The organism is Natronospirillum sp. (genome assembly GCF_022565775.1).
GTDB lineage: Bacteria > Pseudomonadota > Gammaproteobacteria > Pseudomonadales > Natronospirillaceae > Natronospirillum.
Genome location: NZ_JAIUMC010000007.1, coordinates 28,939 through 51,138 on the forward strand (window position 1 = coordinate 28,939; position 22,200 = coordinate 51,138).

Genomic DNA, 22,200 nt, shown 5'->3' on the forward strand with positions numbered 1-22,200 from the left:
CATGCCCACGGTCCTGCTGGTCTGGGAACTGGGTCTGAATCTGGGCCATGTGCGTCGCCTGGAGTCTCTGGCAGAGGCACTGATGGCGCGCGGTTGTCGAGTGATGATCAGCGCTCGGGAACCAAAGGTAGCAAACGCCATGGCCTGCCAGTGGACGGTAAAGCCGGCCCCGAAAACACCGGCCCGTCCTGACCGTGACCCGCCCAAAGCACCACAGTACAACTATGCAGATCTGCTGCGCGGCCTGGGCTACGACGATCACACTGCCTTGCCGGCTGCGGTACAACCCTGGCTGGACCAAATCGGCGAGATCAAACCGGATTGCCTGATTGCCGACCACGCCCCGACGGCCATGCTGGCTGCTCGCCTGGCCGGACTGCCCGCCTGCCCGATCGGGGTTGGGTTTCATGTGCCTCCGCTGTCCCGACCCATGCCACCGTTCAAGTGGTGGCGCCCCTCGCCGCCGCGGGTGCGTTTACGCGAGGTTGAACGGGCGGTATTGAGCAGTGTCAATCACCTGCTGGCAGATCATCAGAAGCCGGCGCTGGACAGTGTCTCGGCGCTGCTGGAAGGGCCACGGCGTTTTCTGACCACAATGCCCGAGCTGGATGAATATCCTGAACGACCGCAGGGTGAACACTATACCGGGTTTCCTCTCAGTCCCGGGACAGGCTACTGGCCCGACTGGCCAGCGGGCGACGGTCCTAAAATTCTGGGCTATCTGCGCGCCGACTATCCGGCCGTGTATACCGTGCTGCAAAGCCTGTCCGCTTTGCCGGTGCGGGCACTGGTCTATGTCGGAGGCAGCACGGCAGCTCAGTGCAAAAGCTGGACATCGGAGCGGGTCCGGATTGTGGACCAGCCACTTGATTTGGAGAGGGGCGCCGAGACCTGTGATATCGGCCTGAACTATGCCAGCAACGCCTTTGTCGCCCAGGTGTTGCGCGCCGGCAAACCGCTGTTGCTGTTGCCACCATTCGACCAGCAGATGATGCTGGCCCAGCGTCTGGTGCAACAGCGCTGTGGTCGGCTGATCAATCCTGCCTGGACCAGCGAACAGTGGTTCACGGTGCTGCAGGAAATGCTGGAAGACGCTCCTTGGCAGCAGGGAGCACAGCGCATGGCGCAGATCATCAGCGAGTATCCGGATGGGGTTGCCATCATGGCCGAGATAGCCGACGAGATCTGTGCCTTGATGTGAGAGGCGGCTGCGCCGCCGAGCATGGCTTACGCCGAAACGTCGGACTCAGGGCTGCACCCAGAGACAAAAAAGGGCGCCCGAAGGCGCCCCATTCATAACGATGCTGCTATCGACCGAAAGAATCAGTCGTCATCATCATCGTCATCACCGTTGCTATCGATTGTAGGTACAGTGAAAGCACGCTCGGCTTCGAGGTCGTTGTACTCAAGCTTCAGTACAACCTGATCCCCGGCCTGGATATCGTCATTGTCGGCCAGAGTTGCCAGGTACTGGTAGACCAGCCCGATCTGGATGCTTTCGAAGGCATTCAGGAGCTCAGTCTCGGCACCGTCATCTTCGACATGGACGAAATCACCACCGGTCTCTTCGGCCAGAGCTTTCAGGTCATTGTAACCACCCGACCCCTCTGTCACACCCAGAGCTATCGAGTAAACCGGGATCCCTTTGCTGCTGGCATTGTCAATGGGGATCTGGGAACTATGCGGTGCCCGATTATTCTCCCCATCACCCATTGTCACTACAGCCTTGCGGCTGTTGGAACGAGCAGCAACCGCATCCACCGCCTGATCCACAGCGCCGAACAGGGCGGTAGCACCGTCCCAGTTGTATGAGCTCGCAATGGAAATATCAGGTGTTGCCGGATGTGGCTCGGGTTGGTAGTCAGTGCCGTTGGTAAACGGACTGTGATAGAGGCTGCTGTAGGGAAGATAAAGATCAACAGCGAATCTCAGTGCCTCTTCCTGACTGGTGAACCCTGACTCAGAGAAAGTGTATTCTGTCTCCTCGTCATCGCTGTCCCTGAGATCCATTCCCTCAAGGAGGCTATCATTAACAATGTCAACCTCATTGTCGAATATCATGACAGCCGCTTCATCACCTGAGCTCTTTTCATTCAGGAAGAGATGCGACGCCTCATGCGCGACGTGATAACGAGTGTAGTCGTTGCCGTCATCATCTTCGAAAACAATGCCGGATATTGGTGGCTTCATTGAACCGCTGGCATCCAGCACCAGCATGATCGATGCATCCTCGCGGCTCTGTCGGGCCGAAGTCACATTAGCCAGCCGGACATCAGTCGACTCATGAGTCAGCGTAAACGCATCTCTCGGCAAGCCGATCACCGGACGCCCGGTTTCGGTATCCGATACAGTGAAGCCAAGACGGCCATCACTCTGCCGGAAAAGAGAACGTATTTCGTACTCCGCATCTTCCGATATGGTGCTGACGATGGCCATGTCGTCATCGCTGTCTCCACTTGAGCGACGGAACATATTGACATCAGTGCTGATCGGACGACGGCCTTCGGGCTCGGCAACCAGACGGGATGCATCCGGCCTGTTTTCAGTGCGGAATATGCCACAGTCATCAGAGGCTATGTCTTCACCAACCTGCGACCCTCCATCATCCAGAAAGCTGATATCTGTGTTGGCAATACGTTCGTAGCCAGAGGGCACGCTGCCGTCACACGAGTCATCCGAACGACCCATGAGCCGGGCTCGCTCAAGGAGGTTTGCGTCGGCGTCAGCCGATTGTTCAGGCGCGATCAGAATACCGCCGATTTCATCCGCGTCGTCCGAAGAAGAACCGGAACTGTTGCAGCCTGCGACGACTGCAGCCCCGGCGAGTATAAGAGCCAGTTTGCTGATATTCATGGGATTACCTTCCCTCATTTTTGTTGCTGCTTGAATGTCCCCTTGCGCAGAAGGTTTCTGGAAGGGTCAGTAACCCACCCTAGCAGGTCTGGCTTACAGATCACTTACAAAAGGCAGTATCGAGGAAGAAACTTCTGAATTGAATCAAGGTGCCGCTGACGTGCAGGGATGCGCAGGTCCCTTGGTGAAGGCGGCTGCGCCGCCGGGGCACGACTTACGTCGTTGGCCTACAACGGAGGCACATTTGTAGGCTGTGGCCCTTGGCCACGCATGGGGCTTGGGCCAAAATGCGTGAGCAAGGCTCACAGCCTACAGCGGAGGCACATTTGTAGGCTGTGGCCCTTGGCCACGCATGGGAACGCAGGCGCCGTCAGGCGCGCAGAATCTTGATGATGGCGTCGGTCTTTTCCTTCATCAGCGCCTTGTCGCCGCGTGTTTCCAGGTTCAGCCGCACCACCGGCTCGGTATTGGATTTGCGCAGGTTGAAGCGCCACTCGGGAAATTCCAGCGACACGCCGTCGAGCTCATCCACACCGATCGCTTCAGCCTTGAAGGCATCATGAACACGCTGAATGGCCACATCCGCGTCATCCACCTTGCTGTTGATCTCGCCCGGAGACGGGAACTGCTCCATGCGCTCGCTGACCAGCTCGGACAGGCTCTGCTTCTTCTTGCTCAACAGGTCGACCACCAGCAGCCAGGGGATCATGCCGCTGTCGCAGTAGGCGAAATCGCGGAAATAGTGGTGAGCGCTCATTTCGCCGCCATAGACGGCGTCTTCCTGCGCCATCACTTCCTTGATATAGGCATGGCCGGTGCGCGACTGGATGGCCTTGCCGTCATGCTTGGCGCAGACGTCTTGTGTATTCCAGATCAGACGCGGGTCATGGATGATGTTGGAGCCCGGGTTCTTGACCAGAAACGCTTCCGCCAGCAGGCCGACCACATAATAGCCTTCGATAAAGCGGCCGTCGTGGTCCCACAGGAAACAGCGGTCGAAGTCGCCATCCCAGGCAATACCCATGTCGGCCTTGTGCTCGCGCACGGCATTGCCGGTGACCGGCTGCTGCTCGGCCAGAATCGGGTTGGGGATACCATTGGGGAAGGCACCGTCCGGGGTATTGTGGATTTTCACCAACTCGATCGGAATACCCCGCTCCTGCATGGCCGCTTCGATGCGGTTGATGGTGTCGCAGGCAGCGCCATTACCGGCGTTCATCACCAGCTTGAAGGGTTGCAGGTCTTCGGTGTCCAGATAGCTCAGCAGGTGATCGACATAGGCCTGTGAGTTGTCCATCTGGGTCATGACGCCGCGCCGCGCCGGTGACGGAAATTCATTGGCTTCGGCCAGCTTGCGAATGTCCTGCAGGCCGGTGTCATTGGAGATGGGGCGGCTTTCTTCACGCACCATCTTCATGCCGTTGTAGTCGATGGGGTTGTGGCTGGCGGTGACCATGATGCCGCCATCCAGGCCATGAAACTTGGTGGCGAAATAGACTTCTTCGGTACCGATCAGGCCCAGGTCGACCACGTCCACGCCGGAATCCATCAGGCCGCGCGCCAGTGCCTGTTTGAGCGCCTCGGAGGTTTCGCGCACGTCACCACCGACGCAGACCTTCTTCGGCTGCAGAAACTGGGCATAGGCGCGGCCGATGCGGTAGACGATCTCTTCATTGAGCTCCGTGCCCAATTGGCCGCGGATGTCGTAGGCCTTGAAACAGGTGAGTGTGGTCATGGTGACTCCCTTTTGACTCTATCAAATGGCGCGATAACTGCGACTAGTCTAACCGTAATTTTCTTTCAGACCTAGTAGGAGCGCACCCCGTGCGCGATGGGGCCGCAGGCCCCTTGAATAATCGGCCAGGGGGCTGGCCTCCTACGGAGGCAATTATGGTGCTGCCGCCAGGCGGCAAGTCTCCTGCGCAACGTATACAAACGTGCGCGGTAGTTTCAAGTCAGGCAAACGCATCCATAAAGTCGAGCTCGGCCTGATGGCGGATGATGCGGCGGTGGTTGGCCCACAGTTCCTTCACCTGGTCCTGGTTGCACGCCTGGCGGTCCACCAGCACGCGCGAGTTCAGCTCGCCGATACGCTGCCCGCTGAGCAGCGGTATCTTGGAGAACACGAACTGATTGGAAATCAGGTCCATGAAGGGGCCTGACTTGCTGGTCGGCATGATGAACAGCAACTGCAACCCGAGACTCTCGGTCAGGTACTGAATCACCTCGCGTGAACGCGCCTCGTCCATCTTGGAGAAGGCTTCGTCCACCAGCACCATGCGCAGGTGGGTGTCGCCCTCGTTGAAGTGGAAGGCGCTGGTAATGGCTGCCGAGCGGATGATATAGGCCGGTGTCTCCAACTGCCCGCCGGAACCGGTGCCATACTGGCTGAGCGCGATCGGCTCCTTGCCTTCCGGCTGCTTGTAGATGTCGTAGCTGCGGTAGTTCCGGTAGTCGGAAATACGCTCCAGCTCGCGCATCGCCTTGTGCTCGTCGTCATCCAGCAGCATGGACAGAATGCGGTCGCGCACCTTTTCCGAACGCGCGCTGAGCTGCAGCGTGAACAGGGTCTGCTTCTCACCCAGCCCAGGTGCCTGCGTCACCTCTTCGAAGAACTGCCAGTACTCCTGGAATTCCGGCACCCAGGCCCAGTCGAACCAGTAGCGCTCACGATCAGCACCGAAGCGGTGGTGCTCCAGTTCCCGGTTCAGGTCTTCCAGAACCCGCTTGCCGTCATTGATGGCGTGGTAGATGGCATGGCACAGGTTGGTGACAAAGGTATCGTTGAAGCTGTCGCGCAGACGACCCAACTGACCCATCTTCTCCACCAGCACATTGTTTTTCAGGCGGTTGTGAATGCGCTGAATTTCATGGCTCAGCCCGGCAATCTGGCTGAAGAAGTCCAGGCTGTGGGCATCGCCGAAATCGGCCGCAAACACCATGGCATCACCTGGCTGGCTGTGCTGATTGTGCTCGACAACCGTCTGCTCCAGATCATGAGCCAGCCGGTTCAGTTCATTAAGGCCATTGGCATGACGCTGCTCCAGCGCCATGGGGTCGGCGGTGCGGGCCTCTTCATCAGCCGCCTGCAACTGCTCCTGCAGGTCGAATTCCGGCCAGATATGAGTCAGGTCTTCCAGGTGGTTCTCATGGTCTTCAACAGCCGCCTGGGTGACTTCCTGAGCCTCGCTGAGACGATTGCACAGTTGATCACACTGGGCGAGCTGTTCTTCGATGCGCCCCAGCTCGGCGTCGAGCTGCCGGATCTGGTTGTCCAGTTCATCGGCTCTGACGCGCAGTCTCTCGTGTTCTTCGTCGAGCGACCGGTACTGCTCGATGTCGAGCCCGGCCAGGGCCCGTTCGGCACTCTGCAGGTCACGCTGGGCCTGCAGCAGCGCCCGGTAGGGTTCGGTAACGATCAGTCCGCTCAGGCCATCCACCGCCTGCCACAGGGCATGCAGGGTCTGCACGGCCTGCGTCAGCGCCACGAGCTTGTCGCGCTGCTGCTGCAGATCGCCCTGGCGGGCCTGGGCGGCACGTTCGCGGGCGCCCTGACCAAAGACCAGATCCGCTTCCGGCAGCTCGCAGCGGTACAGTGCGTAGCCGCCACTGCCCACGCCTTCGAGACAGATGCCGCGCCGTGTGCGACGCAGTTCATCCACCGAGCCCACACGCTCGACCGCGCCGAAACTGGCGCTGACATAGGCCCGCGCGGTGGCATGGGTGAAGTCCAGCACGCTGACCAGCGAGCTGGCTTTCAGGGTCTGCCGTTCGGCATCCTCGGCCGCCCGAGCACCCTGTATCACCCGGGCTCTGGCGCCCTGGCCCGGCAGGCTGCGCACCAGTCGGGCGGCATCTGCCTCATACTCGGGGGCCACGATGATGCCGAAACGCGCCAGCCCCATATAGGCTTCAATGGCATTCTGCCATTCGGGTTCGGTGACGGTGACATGTTCGCAGAGCACCTGCGGTTCCGCGTGCGGAAAGGCCTCGGCAATCGCGTGCAGTGCTTCGCGTACAAAACCGGGATAGGACACCTGGGCCTGCGCCAGCGCCTTGACCTCCTGCTCCTGCTGCGCCAGTTGGCGCTCCAGTTGCCGAGCTTTCTGCTGACGCCGGTCCAGCAAACGGGCCAGCCAGTCACGCAGGCTCAGTTCGGGTACGTAGCGCCCTGGCTCCTGCCAGTGTCTGACCCACTGGTTGATGCGGTTTTCCAGCCCCAGGGTCTGCTGCAGGCTGTTTTCCATGGCCTCCAGATCCACCCAGTCGCGATTGAGCAGACGGGCCAGTTCATCGCCCAGGCTGTCCAGTGCCTTGCGCGCATCGGGCAGTTCCGCCAGCGCCGTCTGCAGTGACTTGGCGCCTTCCGGATCATCGGCCAGCAGCGCGGTCGCTTCCGGTGCCTCGTTGGCGATCCGGTCCAGATGGTCCGCCAGGCTGACGCGAGACTTGTCCAAGGCCAGCAACTGTTGGGTCTGCTGCTGCAGTGCGGTGCTGGCCGAAGCCTGTTGCTGTTCCAGTTCCGCCTTGTCTTTCAGCTCATGGATACCCATGCGGCGCGCTTCCAGCGTCACCTGCTCCTGGCGCACCTGCTGGCGCTGGCTCTCTGCCAGTTCGCGGCTGCGGGTGCGTTCGGCCAGTTGGTCCCGCAGGTCGGTCTGTGCCTGCTTGGCCGTGACATAGGCCTGCTGGTCGCGCTGATAGCGCGCCTGCGCCAGTGTGTAGGCAAGTATGTGCCGTTCAATCCAGTGCTCGACATAGCCATCGGCCAGCCCCTGGCCTTGGCGCAACCGCTCGATGCCACCATGCAGACGACTGGCCTCCCCTTCCATGGCATGAATGGTTTTCATCAGGTCGGACACACTGCGGATGGCCTCACCGAGATCACGCGGCTCCAGTATCTCGCCAGCGACAAACTCATGGATACTGCGCACCGGCTTATAGGCCATGAAGCGAGAAAAGGCGCGCGCGGCGTTCATGGCTTCGCGCTCGGAGACGGCATCGTCCCGACCTTTCAGGGCCGCATAGAGGCGGCGCAGGTACTGCTTCTTGGTGTCGTATTTCTCGGCCACCGTGTGGCCCAGCTTTTTCTGCAGCTGCTTGCCCAGCGCCTTCAGCGGCAAAATCTCTTCGTGACCGGCCTTGGCGCCCACCTTCTGCTGGGTAAAGTCGTTCAGACTCAGCGCATGACCGGGGACAATCCAGTATTGCTGATCGTGCAAGCGCGCTGTTTGCTGCTGGCCGTTCTTTTCGATGCGGGCCGACAGGGCAATAATCGCAGTGAAGGGTTCACCGCCCTCTCCCTGGGTGGGGTGGAACACCGCCGCCAGATAGCCCACTGATGGCTCGGGGCGCGCATAGCTACCGTCATCACACCCCAGCACATAGGAGGCCAGGGTACGCACCTGCTTGCCGCGCCCGCGCTGGGTGGCCTCTTCCTGCCCCGGATTGAACTGGAACAGGGTATCGTGCGCCGCAGTCATGATGGTCTGGATGGCATCGGCCGCTGTGGTCTTGCCCGACCCATTGCCCCCGCTGAACAGGTTGATCGGGCCGAATTCGAATTCCTGCGCCGGAATATTGCCCCAGTTGATGAAGATGAATTTTTTCAGAAACATGGATCAGGGGGTCTCCGTGACGGACTCGGTCTGCGGCAGAGGTTCGATGGTGTCGGTATCAGTGGCGTCTGCTACTTCTGTACCGGCCTTGGCTGTCTGCTCGGGCTGCTCCAGTTGCTGCAGAACCGTGTCGCTGACCAGACTGACAATGGCCGGTCTGATCTGCACCAGACGATCGGCAGCGCTGGCCTCTGCATCTTCGCTGTCATTGTGGCGAATCAGGCGCCACTGGCGCAGGCGTCGCCACAGGGCGCGACGCTCAGTCAGGTTCTCGGGCAGACTGCGCCCGAGCAGATTGCGCATGGAAATGCCGATGTCTTCTACCGTGGTGCTGACAGCACCCTGCTCATCCACCCGGGCTTCGCGCACACCCTGGTCATACAGGGTGCGCAGCACCAGAACCACGGCCACTTCCTGCTGGTTGAGGCGCTGACGCAGGGGGGTGCCCACGGTCAGGTCGGTATCGCTGGCCTGGCCAGGCACCTCGGCACCGGGCGGATAGACGCGGATAAACTGAAACTGCGTGTCATGCAAAAGACGGATATGCAGCACAGACAGATAATCACGGACCTCGGCTTCGCAGCGCACATACCGGTCATACAGGTGCTGCTCGACCTGGCTGTCTTCCCGGCTCAGCACACTGTAATCCAGCAGCCTGAGGCACAGGTCGGAAAACTCGGCCAGGGTGACATCTTTGGCAGCCAACTGCTGCTCCAACTCATGCAACATGGGGTTACTCTCCTGCCCGCATCGGGTCAGCCTGACGGCGGGACAATACAAATTCATCACGCTGACTGAAATAGGTATCACTGAGCACACGCCCGGTCGGGGCCACTGTCCAATCATCAAGTTGGCCGGCACTGATCAGGTGTGCCACGGCCATGAAATCTTCCGCCGAGTCAATCGGCAGTTCGGCCGACGACAGTTCATCATGGCCGGCCAGGCGCTGCAGGATATATTGTTGCAGCTTCTGCTGACTGATGTAGAACGCCTGTGCCTCGACCTGGTCGATATAGACGCTGCGCCGGGAGCCCATATCGTCTTCGACATCTTCACCCAGGCTGTAATCCGTGACTTCCACCGCTCGCCGCTCGTGCAAACGAATCTGTTCCGGGTCGGGCAGCCCGACCTGCACCGCCGCCATGGCGTCGGCGGCCAGCGCCAGTCGGCGGCTTTGCTCTGCCTCAGGCAATGCGCCAAGTCGACGTGCCACGGCAGCTACATCGGCATGGCGTCGTGATGACAGATAGTTCATCTGGCGGATGATGATATCCGCCCGCTTGGTGAAGTGCTGGAGCGAGCGGCGCAGTGCCGGCAGCATGATCTCGGCGGCGTTAAGCACCCGGCGATCAATGCCATCGAGGAAACTCCAGAGCAGCGACTGCCCGGGTTCTATCTCATCAGGCAGCAGCTCGCGTAGCCGCTGCTCTGCCTCGGCCTTGAAGGCTTTCGGCTGTCGGCGGATGCGGGCGATGACATCACTGATCTGTTCGCGGTATTTTTCCACACTGTCTGCCGACAGGCGGATGGCGATATCGGGCTGAAATCGCTGCTCCATGAAATCGAAAAACTCGGCACTGGCGCGGTCGACATTGAAGGCACCTTCCATCTCTCGCACCAGCGCGCGGCGGCGCTCGTTCAGCTCTTCGATTACATCGGTAAAGTCGGTCAGAATGCGCTCGGAGTAATCCCAGGCATCAAGCAGGTCATAGACCTCGCCATGGTCGCAGAAACTGCTCAGGGCATTGCGCACATTGCGTGTATTGCGATGACGCGAGCGATGCGCACTGCCCTGCCGCCGCTGCTCATCGGCGAAGGCCTCGGTAAAGCGGCGTCCGGCACGGGTAAAACTGAGTGAGACTTCAAGCGTGGCTTCGTCCACCTGCCGATCCAGCCAGCCGGCGTCCAGCAACTGGTTCAGCAGGTAGCCGGCCTGCTCACGACTGTCACGAAAGCGGCCGTGTTCTCCCGGGTCCTGATCCACGCTGTCCTGCAGCTCAGGGGCACGCACCAGGGCTTCCTGAAAGGTTTCAACCACCTGCTGTCGCGTAACCGCCTGACCATAGTCGGCTTCGGCACCATAAAGCCGCTGATAGAGTGCGGTCAGGCACTCGACCAGTTGTGCCCTGTACTTGCTGACCAAGGGCCGGAAGAACTGATTGTGGCGGTCGAAAAACATCGTGATTCAGGCACCTCCCTGGAGCAGATCCGAGCAAGCGGGGAAGTTTATCACAGGCGCAGGCTGAACCTGAATCGCGGTGAGCCGCAAACCAGTCTGATGCGTATTCAATACACAGCATAGACGTCGCCGGGCGAAGCTTTTACCATCCCGCCCGATTCAGGACAACTCAACAAGGAGACAATCGATGGGTGTAAAACTGCTTGAGCCGGGCACGCCGGCCCCTGATTTTTCAGCACTGAATCAACAGGGTGAAACGGTTTCGCTGAAAGACTTTTCAGGCAAGAAGGTAGTGCTGTATTTCTATCCCAAGGCCATGACACCAGGATGCACGACCCAAGCCTGCGGACTGCGTGACAGCAAGAAAGAGCTGGCCGATCGCAACACGGTTGCACTGGGTGTCAGCCCGGATGCGCCCAAGCGGCTGATCAAGTTCATTGAGAAGGAAAACCTGAATTTCGACCTGCTGAGCGATGAAGACCTCACCCTGTGTAACGCCTTCGGTGTCTGGGGCCTGAAAAAATTCATGGGCAAGGAATACGACGGTGTGCACCGGGTCACCTACATTATTGATGAACAGGGAGTGATCCGACACGTGATGCCGAAAGTAAAAACCAAGACACATCATGACGATGTCCTGGCTGCCCTGGATGGTCTCTGACCAGCACCGGTAACGCGAGCCGCCAGGTCGGACTCACTATCCTTTGGCCCTCTGAAAGAGAGACGATTGATGACAATACCCTTGAGTGAGCAGTACGAGGCTATTCTGCGCGGCGTGGGCGAAAACCCGGAGCGCGAAGGCTTGGTCGGCACCCCCGATCGAGCGGCGAAAGCCATGCAGTTTCTGACCGAAGGCTATACAAAGGATCTCGACACCATTATCAATGGGGCCATTTTCGAGTCTGACATGGATGAAATGGTCGTGGTGCAGGACATCGAATTCTATTCAATGTGCGAGCACCACATGCTCCCCTTTATCGGCCGCGCACATATTGCCTATTTGCCGGCCGGCAAGGTTCTGGGCCTGTCCAAGTTTGCGCGCATCGTGGATATGTTTGCGCGTCGTCTGCAAATCCAGGAAAACCTGACCCGACAGGTGGCGCAGACTATCGAGTCGGTGACCGGAGCGCGGGGCGTGGGGGTTATCATGGAGGCCAAGCACATGTGCATGATGATGCGCGGTGTGCAGAAGCAGAACAGCAGCATGATGACCTCAGTCATGCTGGGGAGCTTTCGCGAATCCCAAGCCACCCGCGCCGAATTCCTGAACCTGGCGCGTGGTAATGGCGGTCTTTTTGGCCGGGACTGACTGGCTGGCCTGAGCGGCCAGCCAACGTGGTGTCAGTTACCAGAGAAAGCGGATGCTCTGCTGCTGTTTGAAATGCAACGGCTGCAGGCCGGTTTCAAGATGGACGGAGTTCTCCTCCAGCAAGTTATCGGCGTTGGTGAGTCCCGAGGGAACCTCCCCCTCGAAGTGATTCAACAGGCGATCCAGGTCCAGGCTGCTGTAGACTTCCAGTTCCCTGGCCTGCGCCTGATAGGCATCTGCGCTGCTGAAGAGGTAATCTATATCCACGGTGCGGCTGCTGTGCCGCCGGTCTGGCTGGTCCAGTGGACGGCCGTGCTGAATTTCCATTACCTTGCCCAGAGTAACGCACCAGTCCCGCGTCAACTCGATCTCATCTACGGTCACGGCAAAACAGGCGTTGAGAAAGCGCGAACTGACCGGCTCGCTCACCGCTGCGCCCTTCTCCAACACCACGCCTACCGGCTCCGTGCGAAATAGCCGGCCCAGCACCACTTCTCCAAACACCCCGGCAAAGGCGTCTATTACCGGGGGGACATGCTGTTCAGGCGCAATGTTGGAACCAATGGCGAAATAGTAGTGGCGCTGGGTCATGACAAATCATCCAGTGAAAGCTGCTTCTTGTTCTTTGCACCCAGTTCGCGCAGTTTTTCCACCCGACGTACCGCGTTGCCGCGGCCTTCAGACAATTGCTTGATCGACTTGTCCAGGCTTTCCTGCGATTTGCCCAGATGTTTCTGTACGTCTTTAAGCGATTCGGTAAACAACACAAACTGGTCATAGAGTTTCCCCGCCTCGTCCGCTATCTGGACTGCGTTGCGGTTCTGTTGTTCATTACGCCAGATATTGTGAATGGTTTTCAAAACGGCGAGTAAAGTACTCGGACTGACCAGAATAATGTTGCGCTCGAAGGCATCCCGGAACAGCATGGTGTCCTGTTCCACCGCCACCAGAAAGGCCGCCTCGACGGGGACGAACATCAGCACGAAATCCAGCGTGCGCAGACTGTCGATCTGTTCGTAATTCTTGGCCGACAGGTTTTTCATTTGGGTTCTGACGGCATCGACATGCGCTTTCAGGGCCGCGCTGCGCTCCACATCGTCTTCCGCATTGACGTAACGCTCGAAGTCCACCAATGACACCTTTGCATCGACAATGATGTCCTTCTCATCCGGCAGATGGATGATGGCATCCGGCTGCAATCGTTGCCCGTGCTCCCCTTTGGCGCTGAACTGAACATCGTATTCATGCCCCTTGCGCAGCCCGCTTTCTTCCAGAATGCGCTCCAGCAGCATCTCGCCCCAGTTGCCCTGGGTCTTCTTCTCGCCCTTCAATGCATTGGACAGGCGTCTGGCCTCTTCGGTCAGGTTGTCATTCATGCCCTTCAACTGTTCCAGTTGAAAGCGCAGATTACGCCGGTCTTCCGTGTCCTTTTCATAGACGGTTTCCACGCGCTGGCGGAAATCCTTCAGCTGCTCGCGCATGGGAGCGATCAGGTTCTGCAAAGATTCCTGACTGGTGCGCGAGAAATGCTGCTGCTTCTGATCGAAAATGCGATTGGCCAGATTCTCGAACTGGGACTGCAGGCGTTTTTCGGTATCTTCGAGCAGTTTCTTCTTCTCATCCCACTGCTGTCGTTCTGAAGACAGCCGCTGGCGCTCCAGTTCCAGCGCGCGTTCTGCGTCAAGCCGACCCTGCTGCTCCTGATGCCATTGCTGACGCAAACTGTCCTGCGTCTCGCTTTGCTGCTGCAGTTGCCGCGCCTGTTGATTGACGGTTTCTTCCTGGCGGGCAAGCTGCAGCGCCTGCTCCTGGCGAGCTTCATCCAGCTCAGCCAATTGCACCTGAAGATCCTGCTGCCGTCTGACCTGGCGCCATAGCAGAGTGGCCAGTATCAGTGTCAAAACAATGAACAATGCCAGGGCGGCCAGAAACAGCGGCGGATTGGTCAGAACAAGTTCGGTTACAGAATTCACGCCCGGAAAGTCTCCCTATTGGTCGGCGCTGTGCTATCTTTTCTGATCACAGCAGAACGCTTGACGGCTTTTGCCGTGGCACGTCCACAACCCGATAAACGCAGGACCCTGATCATGTCGAGTACCACTCTTTTGATGGCCACAGAGACTCTGGACCAGTTTATTCGCGCTCTGGACGATGTGTACTGGGAAGCCAGCGACATTGCGGACAAAGATGTCATTTTCAACATCAGCCGCGTGCTGACCAACGAATTGATCGAGTTGCACAAGGTGAGTATACAGGACGGCCACTACAAGTATGAACCGGTGGGCGAAAACCTGCGCACGATCATTCCGCAACTGTCCTGGCTGAACGACAACCTCAGTCGGGTCACCAGAAGGACGGACACCACAACGGAAATTCAACCTCTGCTGCGCACCATTCATCAGTTGATTTCATGAAGCTGCTAATCATTTACACCGGCGGCACCATCGGCATGGTGCCATCCGGGACAGGCTGGCGCCCCCAGCCCGGATATCTGGAAGGCCGCATACGAGAGCATTTGCGTCGTATGGAGTTTCCTCACGAGGTCACCTGGCAGGAATATGACCCACTGCTGGACTCCTCGCAGTTGTCCTGCCAGCACTGGAATCAGCTCGCCAGAGATATCATTGAGCATTATGCGGATTATGACGGCTTTGTCGTGCTGCATGGCACCGACACCATGGCCTATACCAGTTCTGCGCTGGCGTTCATGCTGCGCGGCACGCGCAAGCCTGTGGTGCTGACAGGCAGCCAGATTCCAGTCTGGGAGCAAACCACGGACGGTCTCGACAACGTCATGCTGGCCTTGCAGTCGGCAGCCCGGGAGGACCTGCAGGATGTCTACCTGGCCTTTGATCACAAGCTGTATCACGGGGCTCATGTCACCAAGACCAACACCGACCGGTTGAAAGCCTTTTCCGCGCCACATGGCGTGCATTTGGGCAATGAACTGCCTGAACCCGAATCGGAACCACGCATGATCCCGGTCAGTGAAGCGGCCGTAGAGCTCTATCATTATCTGCCCGGCACTCCGCTGCGCGGCCTGCGCGCTCTGATCGAGACCCGGCCAAGAGTATTGATTCTGCTGACCTATGGCAGCGGCAATGCGCCTGACACCCAGGAACTGCGCGACCTGCTGGGCTATGCCACCGATCAGGGCACGCTGCTGATCAATCGCAGCCAGTGCTTTCGCGCCAATGTGGATATGCACCGCTACGAGGCCGCCTCTGCCTTGCGGGAAGGGGGGCTGGTCGGCGCCGGAACCATGACCCTGGAAGCGCTGACGGGCAAGCTGCATGTGCTGCTGACGTTGTTCGAGGACAATGTGGATCTGGCACAGCACCTGTTAACACCCTGGACAGAAGAACTGCCGGCCCCCAAGTGAAGCCTTGTCTCTGCTGCGTCCGGGCAGTAGACTATCGCGCCCCTGTCCAAACGCCCAAATTTTGACCAAGAGACCCTATGGCTTCACCTGATCAGCACTCGTCGTCGTCTTCCTGGGAACAGGATGAAAGCGCTTACTCCGAGACCGATGCCCGCGCCGGCTCCTGGACCACCTTCTGGTTCGAGCCGCAGCGCCTGCGCCTGCTCACACTGGCCCTGTTGCTGGGGCTGGCCGGTGCCGGTGTCTTTCCGGTTCTGAGTACACACCTGGCCATCGGCCTGGGTATTTCGCCGCTGTGGATCGGGGTCTTTTTTGCGGTCAATACGGCGGCTGGGGTGCTGGTCAGCCACAGTCTGGCCAAAGCCTCGGACCAGGGCCTGCGGCGCATACTGATCCTTTGGGTGTCCACTGCCGTGGGTATGGTGGGCTCACTGGCCTTGGGCTACATCACTCAATATGGCTGGCTGCTGGTGGCCGGGATGATCTGGTTCGGGCTGTCTTCGGCCGCCCAGCCGCAGATTTTCGCCATGGCCCGCGAGGCAGTGGCGGAGGAAGAGGCTGCCCTCTTTCAGTCGGTACTGCGCGCCTGTTTTTCCGCCAGTTGGATTGTCGGGCCACCCCTGGCCTATCTGCTGTTCGAATTGATCGGCTTTACCCGCCTGATGTGGCTGGTCGCCATCATGTTTGGCCTCTGCCTGCTGTTGCTGCCCGGTTTGCCGGACGGCAAGGTGCAGGCCACCCGCGGTGCCAGCCTGCCCACCAACCGCCGCATCAAGTGGCTGGCCCTGATGATTCTGGCAGTATTCGCCGCCAATACCATGTACATCGTCTATATGCCGCTGTATGTGCGCGAAACGCTGGGCATTGGCGGCATCGTGCCCGGTCTGCTGATGGGACTGGCCGCCGGCCTGGAGATTCCCATCATGGTGGCCGGCGGGGCCATGGCGCATCGCTGGCCATTGCTGCGCCCGCTGTGGATTGCGGTTGCCGGGGGTACGGCCTTTTATCTGGGCATTTTCCTGTTCTCCGGAGTCACCATGCTGGCCGTGCTGCAGATCTTCAATGGCGTGCTGATCGGGCTGGCCGCCGGTGTCGGCATCAGTGTATTCCAGAAGCTGATGCCTGATCGACTTGGCATGGCGTCGACGCTGTATACCAATGCCATCAAGGTGGGCAGCCTGCTGGGCGCCGGGCTGGGCGGCGTAGTGGCAGAGTTTGGCGGCTATGGCTCGGTGTTTCTGGTCAATGTCCTGTTGATGACGGTGGCTGCACTGGCCTTGTGGCAATGCGGACATGAACGCCACCAGCGGACCTGAAACCAACAGACAGTTCGGACCGCCACCCTGCCTTTCCGGCAACAAAAGCGCAAAGACACTTCAAGTATCGACTCTCGGTGCAGATAATAGACACAGAGGCTTTACCCAATTGGCGGTATCCATGATCTACCCGCGCGTCCTTGTGCTGATGACAACCCTGCTGTTGCCTCTGGGAGCAGTGGCCTGGGAAACCAGCGACCACGACTTCCCGCTGGCCTCGAGACAAACCCCGCTGGGGCTGGTCTGGACCGATGACAGCGCCATGACGTTGTATACCTACAGCCGTGACCGTCCCGAATCCTCGGCATGCACCGGCGAATGCGCCGTTCAGTTCCCGCCGCATGTCGCCGAAGCACGCCACCGGCAGTTTCCGCCTGAAGGTTTTTCCGTGATCACGCGCCCGGACGGCCGTCTGCAATGGGCCTATGAAAGCCGCCCGCTGTATCGCTACAGCGGCGATCGTGAACCCGGCGAACTGACCGGCCATGGACGGGATGACCGCTGGTGGGTGGCACAACCGGTGCGCGGCTACGGGGAGGAAGACTGACCGCAGGCTGGTCAGGCGATGTGGACACAACTTAGAGCGAACGCCCGCCATCGACCGGAATACTGGCCCCGGTCAGATAATCATTGGCCAGAATATAGTCTACCGTCTGCACCACCGGACCAAACCCACCCATGCGTTGCAACGGCGTTTCCTGCAATACCTGAACACGGGCCTCCTCGCTGTGCTCGGGCAGAAACTCCAGAGGCCCCGGTTGGATGGTGTTGACCCGTATCTCGGGGGCCAGCAACCTGGCATAGGCGTGACTCATGTTGCCCAGTCCCGCCTTGGTGGCACAGTAGGTGCGAAAGCGTGGTGACGGTCGATCGGTAAAGATATCCGTGATATGGATGATGTTGCCCTTGCTGTCAGGACAGGCTCGCAATGCATCGGCACACCGTTCATTGAGCAAAAAGGGTACCTGCATGTGCACCTGAAAGTACTCTGCAAAGGCTTTCAACTCCGCTTTCGGGTCGTCGCCGACAGGCCGAAAGGCAGAGGCGTTGTGCAGCAACAGGCTGATATGGGGATAACGGGTGACAACTCCCTGAATCCAGCTATCCACTGCCTCCAGGTCTGTCAGTTCAACCTGCGTCAGATCGGCGCCACGCTGACGCAGATCGTCCACCTCGGTATAATGCGTGCGATAGCAGCCAACCACCGTGTGGCCTGCTGAAAGAAAATGGCTGGCCAGTTCATATCCCAGCCGACGCCCGGCACCGGTGATGACCACAATCATGACGCACTCCTGATAGATTCTATGCGCACAGCATACGACTGAAAGTGGCTCACAGACCAGACAGGTAGCGAATAATTCATTGCAGTGAATTCAGGCTGCCCGAGAGCCTGGCGACAGGAGGCGCTGCAAAAAAAGAACCCGATGGCTGCAATGCAGCCATCGGGTAAAGATTGCCCAGCAAATGATTATCCGTAATCAGAACCGGCTTCTATCCTGAATCCGGTGAGTGCACCTACTGTAATGCAGGTGGCGTGCCAGTTAGCTACCCAGGCTGAAAAAATTTGTTTTTCTATTGTTTTCAATGACTTATAAACTTATACCACTTTTGAGGTATTTTTGCTGCCCAGGTAAGTTCCCTATCCGGGTCGTACGCTGTTTCAAACTGGTGCTGTCTGCCCCAAAACGCAGCAGACCCGGACCGGCAGACGCAGTCGATGACTGGCCGACTCTTCACCACCTGTGGTTTAATGCAGAGCAGGTATGGGGAACAAAAGGATAATAAAAGCAATGAAATTGTGGCTGGTAGTCCTGCTCACGGCGCTGTCTTCTCTGGTCGCCTGGATGTATGTGCAATTCGAGTTTCATGTCTCCTATCTGATTATCGCGGTTTCGTTTTTCGTCACCGTCTACTATGGCCTGAACAAGGTCCTCGACAAACCAGAGGCCTCCGACAACTCCAGGCCCGGCCACAAGGACTGATCCCTGATGACTGATGGCGCTGAAGCTGCGTTCGACCAGCATGGAGCCCAGTTGCTCAGCGCCATTGATTCCAGTGACGGCGAGCGCATGGCGGAACTGGCCAATGAGATGCCGGCGCCCGACTTTGCAGAGTTTGTGCGTGAGCACTCTCTGGACGTTACCGAGAAACTGCTGGCCTATCTCCCGATCGAACAGCGCGCCCGGGCGATAGGCTACTTCGGTCTTGAGGCACAGCAAGAACTGGCCCTGAACATGGCAGAGCCCATGCTGGCCGAGTTGCTTTCTCACATGAATGCCGATGAACGGGCTGACCTTTTCAACCTGCTGGACGACAGCCTGAAAGCCAGGGTTATGCGCCTGATGGCCCGCAACGAGCGGGAGGACCTGCGCCTGCTGGCCAGCTATGCCTCTGGGACAGCCGGTGCCTTGATGACCAGCGACTATGTTGCCGTGCCCGCCCGGTCCACGGTTGCCCAGGCTTTTGACATCATCCGCGCCACGGCGCCTTCAGCTGAAACTGTCTACGACATCTATTGCATTGACCACATGGGCCGCCTGGTCGGTACTGTATCTCTGCGCCGACTGATGCTGGCGCGCAAGGAAGGTCGTCTGGAAAAAGTCATGACCACGGATCTGGTCACCGCCACGGTCGATGAGCATCAGGAAGAAGTGGCCGATCAGATTGCCCGCTATGACTTGCTGGCCCTGCCAATCATTGATCTTGGCGGTCGTCTCGTGGGTATCGTGACCTACGATGACGCCATGGACGTGGCCGAGATGGAAGCCACAGAGGACATGCACCGAGGTGCCTCCGTGCAGCCCATGGAGCAGAATCTCAGCTCTGCCAGCCTGTTCGCTGTCTACAAAAGCCGCGTTGTGTGGCTGGTTCTGCTGGTATTTGGCAATATCTTTTCCGGGGCAGGCATCGCTCATTTCGAGGACACGATTGCCGCCGAGGTCGCCCTGGTGTTCTTCCTTCCACTGCTGATCGGCAGCGGTGGCAACGCGGGCTCCCAATCCGCGACACTGATCATTCGTGGTCTGGCAACCCGTGAAGTGCGTAGTGCAGACTGGTTGAAACTGTTCGGTCGTGAAGTGCTGATCGCCGCAGCACTCGGGCTGACCATGGCCGTTGCGATCGCGCCCATCGGCGCCATCCGTGGTGGCGAGGTGATTGCCCTGATCGTCGGCATGACCATGGTGACTGTGGTCGTCTTCGGCAGCCTGGCCGGCCTGACGCTGCCCTTTTTGCTGCGTCGAGTTGGCTGGGACCCGGCCACAGCCAGCGCACCACTGGTTACAACGCTGATTGATGCTTGTGGTGTACTGATCTATTTCGGTATTGCGACCTGGCTGCTGGATCTGCCAGCGGCCCTATGATTGTCAGGAGATTTTGTGTTCAAGGGTATTGAAAATTACCGGCACGACTCAGCTGCCAGGACCGGCATATTGCTGACCAACCTGGGCACCCCGGACGCCCCCGAACCGGGCGCCCTGCGCCGGTATCTCAAAGAGTTTTTATGGGACCCCCGCGTGGTCGAAGTGCCGCGCCCTGTCTGGTGGCTGATCCTGAACGGCATCATTCTGAATATTCGCCCGCGCCGCTCCGCCAAAGCCTATCAGACGGTCTGGACGGAGCGCGGCTCACCCCTGCTGTTTCATACCCAGGATCAGTGCGATGCCATCCGCGCCTATATGAAGGGCCGCTATGGCGACCAGGTGGTGGTCGAATTCGCCATGCGCTACGGCAACCCGTCCATCGCGTCCGGACTGCAGAAGCTGGAGGACCAGGGTGTGCGCAAGCTGCTGGTGTTGCCGCTGTATCCCCAGTACAGCGGTGCAACCACTGCCTCGACCTTTGATGCCATTGCACAGGATTTCAGCAGACGCCGCTGGCTGCCTGAGATGCGCTTTATCAATCACTATCACGACTTTCCGCCCTTTATTGAAGCAATGGCACGGCATATTGAAGCCTACTGGAAAGAGCACGGCCGGGCAGACCGCCTGCTGATGTCCTACCACGGCGTGCCGAAAAAGTATCTGTTGCGCGGTGACCCCTACCACTGCGAGTGCCACAAGACCTCCCGACTGCTGGCCGAAAGACTGGGCCTGGGCAAGGATGACTACATGACCACCTTCCAGTCCCGCTTCGGGCGCGAGGAATGGCTGAAGCCCTACACGGACCATACCCTGCAGGCACTGCCTGGCCAGGGCGTCAAATCGGTACAGGTCATCTGCCCCGGCTTTGCCGCTGACTGCCTGGAGACCATCGAAGAAATCGGCGAGGAAAACCGGGAGTATTTCATGGAAGCTGGCGGTCAGGACTATCAGTACATTCCCTGCATGAACGCAGAGCAGGGCCATGTTGATGCGCTGACCGCCCTGCTGGAACAGCACCTGAAAGGCTGGGAGCCGCTGGCTGAGCTGGATCGGTCGGCGACCAGGGAAGAAGCCATGCAGATGGGCGCCGAGGTTTAGGCTGTGCGGTCCGACATTTCGGGGCTTGCTCACGCATTCGGGCCCAGGCACCGTGCGTGGCCGAGGGCCACAGCCTACTCGCCTATTCTTGCCTCAGGGTCATCAATACCCTTTCCTGCCCTTCCCGCCCGCGTCGCACCCGATTAAGCTCAACTGATCATCCGAGAAAGGCTGCAGAACCACTATGACCGATCCCATACTTGCCTCGCGCGACGGCGCCGTATTGACGCTGCGTTTCAATCGCCCCGACAAGAAAAACGCCATCACCCAGGCCATGTACTCAACACTGGCGGATGAACTGGAAGCTGCGGCAACAGACGATAAAGTCCGCGTCGTGGTGTTTGCCGGCCAGGCCGATTGTTTCACGGCGGGCAACGACCTCAAGGACTTCATGACCGGGGTGAAGGATTTTGCCAATGCACCGGTATTGCGTTTTCTCCGCACTGCGGCTGTTTTTCCCAAGCCCATGCTCGCCAGCGTCAACGGCCATGCAGTGGGAATAGGCACCACGCTGCTGCTGCACTGTGATCTGGTATGCCTGGGCACAGAGGCCAAACTGCAACTCCCCTTTGTCAGCCTCGGTTTGGTGCCGGAGTTTGCCTCGTCACTGATACTGCCGCGCCTGGTCGGTTACCCGAAAGCCGCCGAATGGCTACTCACCGGCCAGCCTTTCGGCGCAGAGGAAGCCCTGCAGGCCGGTATGGTCAATCGGGTAACCGCACCTGAGGATGTTGATACTGTGGTCACGGAGTGGGCGCAGAGCATGGCCGAACAGCCCCCACAGGCCCTGCAGGCGGCGCGTCGTCTGATGCGGGCACCGACACAGGCAGAAACCCTGCAGGCCATCGAGAATGAAGCCGAGGTGTTCGCCGAACGACTGCAGAGCCGCGAATTCCAGCAGCGCGTCGCCGCGTTCTTCAAGCGATAGGCAACGCAAGCGTGGCCAAGGGCCACGGCCTGCAAATGTGGCGGCGTCTGTAGGCTGTGAGCCTTGCTCACGCATTCTGGCCGAAGCACCCTACGTGGCCAAGGGCCACAGCCTACAGATTTTTGCGAGGCCAAGGCCCACGGCCTACAGGTGGG

19 protein-coding genes are annotated in these 22,200 nt (G+C 59.1%); 11 read left to right on the top strand and 8 right to left on the bottom strand.

The window, feature by feature from the left end; genetic code table 11:
- Position 1: 1 nt before the first annotated feature.
- Positions 2-1,201: a glycosyltransferase gene (locus tag LAT62_RS03165; RefSeq protein ID WP_293378841.1), complete on the top strand. Its 1,200-nt coding sequence runs from the start codon at positions 2-4 to the stop codon at positions 1,199-1,201.
- A gap of 122 nt (positions 1,202-1,323) precedes the next feature.
- Here the strand turns inward: LAT62_RS03165 and LAT62_RS03170 are convergent, their stop codons facing one another.
- The 5 genes from LAT62_RS03170 to LAT62_RS03190 all read right to left on the bottom strand — a co-directional run bounded on the left by LAT62_RS03170 (position 1,324) and on the right by LAT62_RS03190 (position 10,650).
- On the bottom strand, positions 1,324-2,853 hold the full coding sequence (locus LAT62_RS03170; RefSeq protein ID WP_293378844.1) for a VWA domain-containing protein: 1,530 nt from the start codon (positions 2,851-2,853) through the stop codon (positions 1,324-1,326).
- Between the two features lie 370 nt (positions 2,854-3,223).
- Positions 3,224-4,588, bottom strand: coding sequence for a phosphomannomutase CpsG (locus LAT62_RS03175; protein WP_293378847.1), 1,365 nt, complete (start codon positions 4,586-4,588; stop codon positions 3,224-3,226).
- A 220-nt stretch (positions 4,589-4,808) separates the two neighbouring features.
- Positions 4,809-8,471: an ATP-binding protein gene (locus LAT62_RS03180; RefSeq protein WP_293378850.1), complete on the bottom strand. Its 3,663-nt coding sequence runs from the start codon at positions 8,469-8,471 to the stop codon at positions 4,809-4,811.
- Positions 8,472-8,474: 3 nt separating this feature from the next.
- The gene (locus LAT62_RS03185) at positions 8,475-9,200 is read right to left on the bottom strand and encodes a DUF4194 domain-containing protein (RefSeq protein WP_293378853.1); all 726 of its coding nucleotides are present in this window, start codon (positions 9,198-9,200) and stop codon (positions 8,475-8,477) included.
- Between the two features lie 4 nt (positions 9,201-9,204).
- The gene (locus LAT62_RS03190) at positions 9,205-10,650 is read right to left on the bottom strand and encodes a Wadjet anti-phage system protein JetA family protein (RefSeq protein ID WP_293378856.1); all 1,446 of its coding nucleotides are present in this window, start codon (positions 10,648-10,650) and stop codon (positions 9,205-9,207) included.
- Positions 10,651-10,837: 187 nt separating this feature from the next.
- On the opposite strand from LAT62_RS03190, the gene bcp reads away from it, so the two are divergent.
- The gene (gene bcp / locus LAT62_RS03195; protein WP_293378859.1) at positions 10,838-11,311 is read left to right on the top strand and encodes a thioredoxin-dependent thiol peroxidase; all 474 of its coding nucleotides are present in this window, start codon (positions 10,838-10,840) and stop codon (positions 11,309-11,311) included.
- A 69-nt stretch (positions 11,312-11,380) separates the two neighbouring features.
- On the top strand, positions 11,381-11,959 hold the full coding sequence (gene folE, locus LAT62_RS03200; protein ID WP_293378862.1) for a GTP cyclohydrolase I FolE: 579 nt from the start codon (positions 11,381-11,383) through the stop codon (positions 11,957-11,959).
- Positions 11,960-11,995: 36 nt separating this feature from the next.
- Here the strand turns inward: folE and LAT62_RS03205 are convergent, their stop codons facing one another.
- Positions 11,996-12,550: a 2-amino-4-hydroxy-6-hydroxymethyldihydropteridine diphosphokinase gene (locus LAT62_RS03205; RefSeq protein ID WP_293378865.1), complete on the bottom strand. Its 555-nt coding sequence runs from the start codon at positions 12,548-12,550 to the stop codon at positions 11,996-11,998.
- Positions 12,547-13,932, bottom strand: coding sequence for a DNA recombination protein RmuC (gene rmuC / locus LAT62_RS03210; RefSeq protein WP_293378868.1), 1,386 nt, complete (start codon positions 13,930-13,932; stop codon positions 12,547-12,549). Before rmuC ends, LAT62_RS03205 begins: the two co-directional genes overlap by 4 nt.
- A gap of 114 nt (positions 13,933-14,046) precedes the next feature.
- Between rmuC and LAT62_RS03215 the strand changes: the two genes are divergently transcribed.
- The 4 genes from LAT62_RS03215 (at position 14,047) to LAT62_RS03230 (ending at position 17,204) form a co-directional block, all read left to right on the top strand.
- On the top strand, positions 14,047-14,373 hold the full coding sequence (locus tag LAT62_RS03215) for a hypothetical protein (RefSeq protein WP_293378871.1): 327 nt from the start codon (positions 14,047-14,049) through the stop codon (positions 14,371-14,373).
- Positions 14,370-15,341 (top strand): asparaginase, encoded by a 972-nt coding sequence (locus tag LAT62_RS03220; RefSeq protein WP_293378874.1) that lies wholly within the window; start codon positions 14,370-14,372, stop codon positions 15,339-15,341. Before LAT62_RS03215 ends, LAT62_RS03220 begins: the two co-directional genes overlap by 4 nt.
- Before the next feature lie 77 nt (positions 15,342-15,418).
- A complete protein-coding gene (locus LAT62_RS03225) occupies positions 15,419-16,657 on the top strand; it encodes an MFS transporter (RefSeq protein WP_293378877.1) in 1,239 nt (412 codons plus the stop codon).
- Between the two features lie 121 nt (positions 16,658-16,778).
- Positions 16,779-17,204, top strand: a complete 426-nt coding sequence (locus LAT62_RS03230) for a hypothetical protein (protein ID WP_293378880.1) — start codon at positions 16,779-16,781, stop codon at positions 17,202-17,204.
- A 31-nt stretch (positions 17,205-17,235) separates the two neighbouring features.
- On the opposite strand, the gene LAT62_RS03235 is transcribed toward LAT62_RS03230, so the two are convergent.
- On the bottom strand, positions 17,236-17,940 hold the full coding sequence (locus tag LAT62_RS03235; RefSeq protein WP_293378883.1) for an SDR family oxidoreductase: 705 nt from the start codon (positions 17,938-17,940) through the stop codon (positions 17,236-17,238).
- Between the two features lie 507 nt (positions 17,941-18,447).
- Here LAT62_RS03235 and LAT62_RS03240 point away from each other — a divergent pair.
- The 4 genes from LAT62_RS03240 (at position 18,448) to LAT62_RS03255 (ending at position 22,045) form a co-directional block, all read left to right on the top strand.
- The gene (locus tag LAT62_RS03240) at positions 18,448-18,639 is read left to right on the top strand and encodes a hypothetical protein (protein WP_293378886.1); all 192 of its coding nucleotides are present in this window, start codon (positions 18,448-18,450) and stop codon (positions 18,637-18,639) included.
- A 6-nt stretch (positions 18,640-18,645) separates the two neighbouring features.
- Complete coding sequence (gene mgtE / locus LAT62_RS03245; RefSeq protein ID WP_293378889.1) at positions 18,646-20,019, top strand: magnesium transporter; 1,374 nt, start codon at positions 18,646-18,648, stop codon at positions 20,017-20,019.
- Positions 20,020-20,034: 15 nt separating this feature from the next.
- On the top strand, positions 20,035-21,117 hold the full coding sequence (hemH, locus tag LAT62_RS03250) for a ferrochelatase (RefSeq protein ID WP_293378892.1): 1,083 nt from the start codon (positions 20,035-20,037) through the stop codon (positions 21,115-21,117).
- 184 nt (positions 21,118-21,301) lie between these two features.
- The gene (locus tag LAT62_RS03255; protein ID WP_293378895.1) at positions 21,302-22,045 is read left to right on the top strand and encodes an enoyl-CoA hydratase; all 744 of its coding nucleotides are present in this window, start codon (positions 21,302-21,304) and stop codon (positions 22,043-22,045) included.
- Positions 22,046-22,200 lie beyond the last annotated feature (155 nt).

Coding starts and splice junctions, on each gene's coding strand:
- LAT62_RS03255 (WP_293378895.1), top strand. CDS start 21,302: ATGACCGATCCCATACTTGCCTCGCGCGACGGCGCCGTATTGACGCTG.
- LAT62_RS03190 (WP_293378856.1), bottom strand. CDS start 10,650: ATGTTTTTCGACCGCCACAATCAGTTCTTCCGGCCCTTGGTCAGCAAG.
- bcp (WP_293378859.1), top strand. CDS start 10,838: ATGGGTGTAAAACTGCTTGAGCCGGGCACGCCGGCCCCTGATTTTTCA.
- LAT62_RS03230 (WP_293378880.1), top strand. CDS start 16,779: ATGATCTACCCGCGCGTCCTTGTGCTGATGACAACCCTGCTGTTGCCT.
- LAT62_RS03225 (WP_293378877.1), top strand. CDS start 15,419: ATGGCTTCACCTGATCAGCACTCGTCGTCGTCTTCCTGGGAACAGGAT.
- LAT62_RS03170 (WP_293378844.1), bottom strand. CDS start 2,853: ATGAATATCAGCAAACTGGCTCTTATACTCGCCGGGGCTGCAGTCGTC.
- LAT62_RS03185 (WP_293378853.1), bottom strand. CDS start 9,200: ATGTTGCATGAGTTGGAGCAGCAGTTGGCTGCCAAAGATGTCACCCTG.
- LAT62_RS03165 (WP_293378841.1), top strand. CDS start 2: ATGCCCACGGTCCTGCTGGTCTGGGAACTGGGTCTGAATCTGGGCCAT.
- LAT62_RS03235 (WP_293378883.1), bottom strand. CDS start 17,940: ATGATTGTGGTCATCACCGGTGCCGGGCGTCGGCTGGGATATGAACTG.
- folE (WP_293378862.1), top strand. CDS start 11,381: ATGACAATACCCTTGAGTGAGCAGTACGAGGCTATTCTGCGCGGCGTG.
- LAT62_RS03215 (WP_293378871.1), top strand. CDS start 14,047: ATGTCGAGTACCACTCTTTTGATGGCCACAGAGACTCTGGACCAGTTT.
- LAT62_RS03220 (WP_293378874.1), top strand. CDS start 14,370: ATGAAGCTGCTAATCATTTACACCGGCGGCACCATCGGCATGGTGCCA.
- LAT62_RS03175 (WP_293378847.1), bottom strand. CDS start 4,588: ATGACCACACTCACCTGTTTCAAGGCCTACGACATCCGCGGCCAATTG.
- LAT62_RS03180 (WP_293378850.1), bottom strand. CDS start 8,471: ATGTTTCTGAAAAAATTCATCTTCATCAACTGGGGCAATATTCCGGCG.
- LAT62_RS03240 (WP_293378886.1), top strand. CDS start 18,448: ATGAAATTGTGGCTGGTAGTCCTGCTCACGGCGCTGTCTTCTCTGGTC.
- mgtE (WP_293378889.1), top strand. CDS start 18,646: ATGACTGATGGCGCTGAAGCTGCGTTCGACCAGCATGGAGCCCAGTTG.
- LAT62_RS03205 (WP_293378865.1), bottom strand. CDS start 12,550: ATGACCCAGCGCCACTACTATTTCGCCATTGGTTCCAACATTGCGCCT.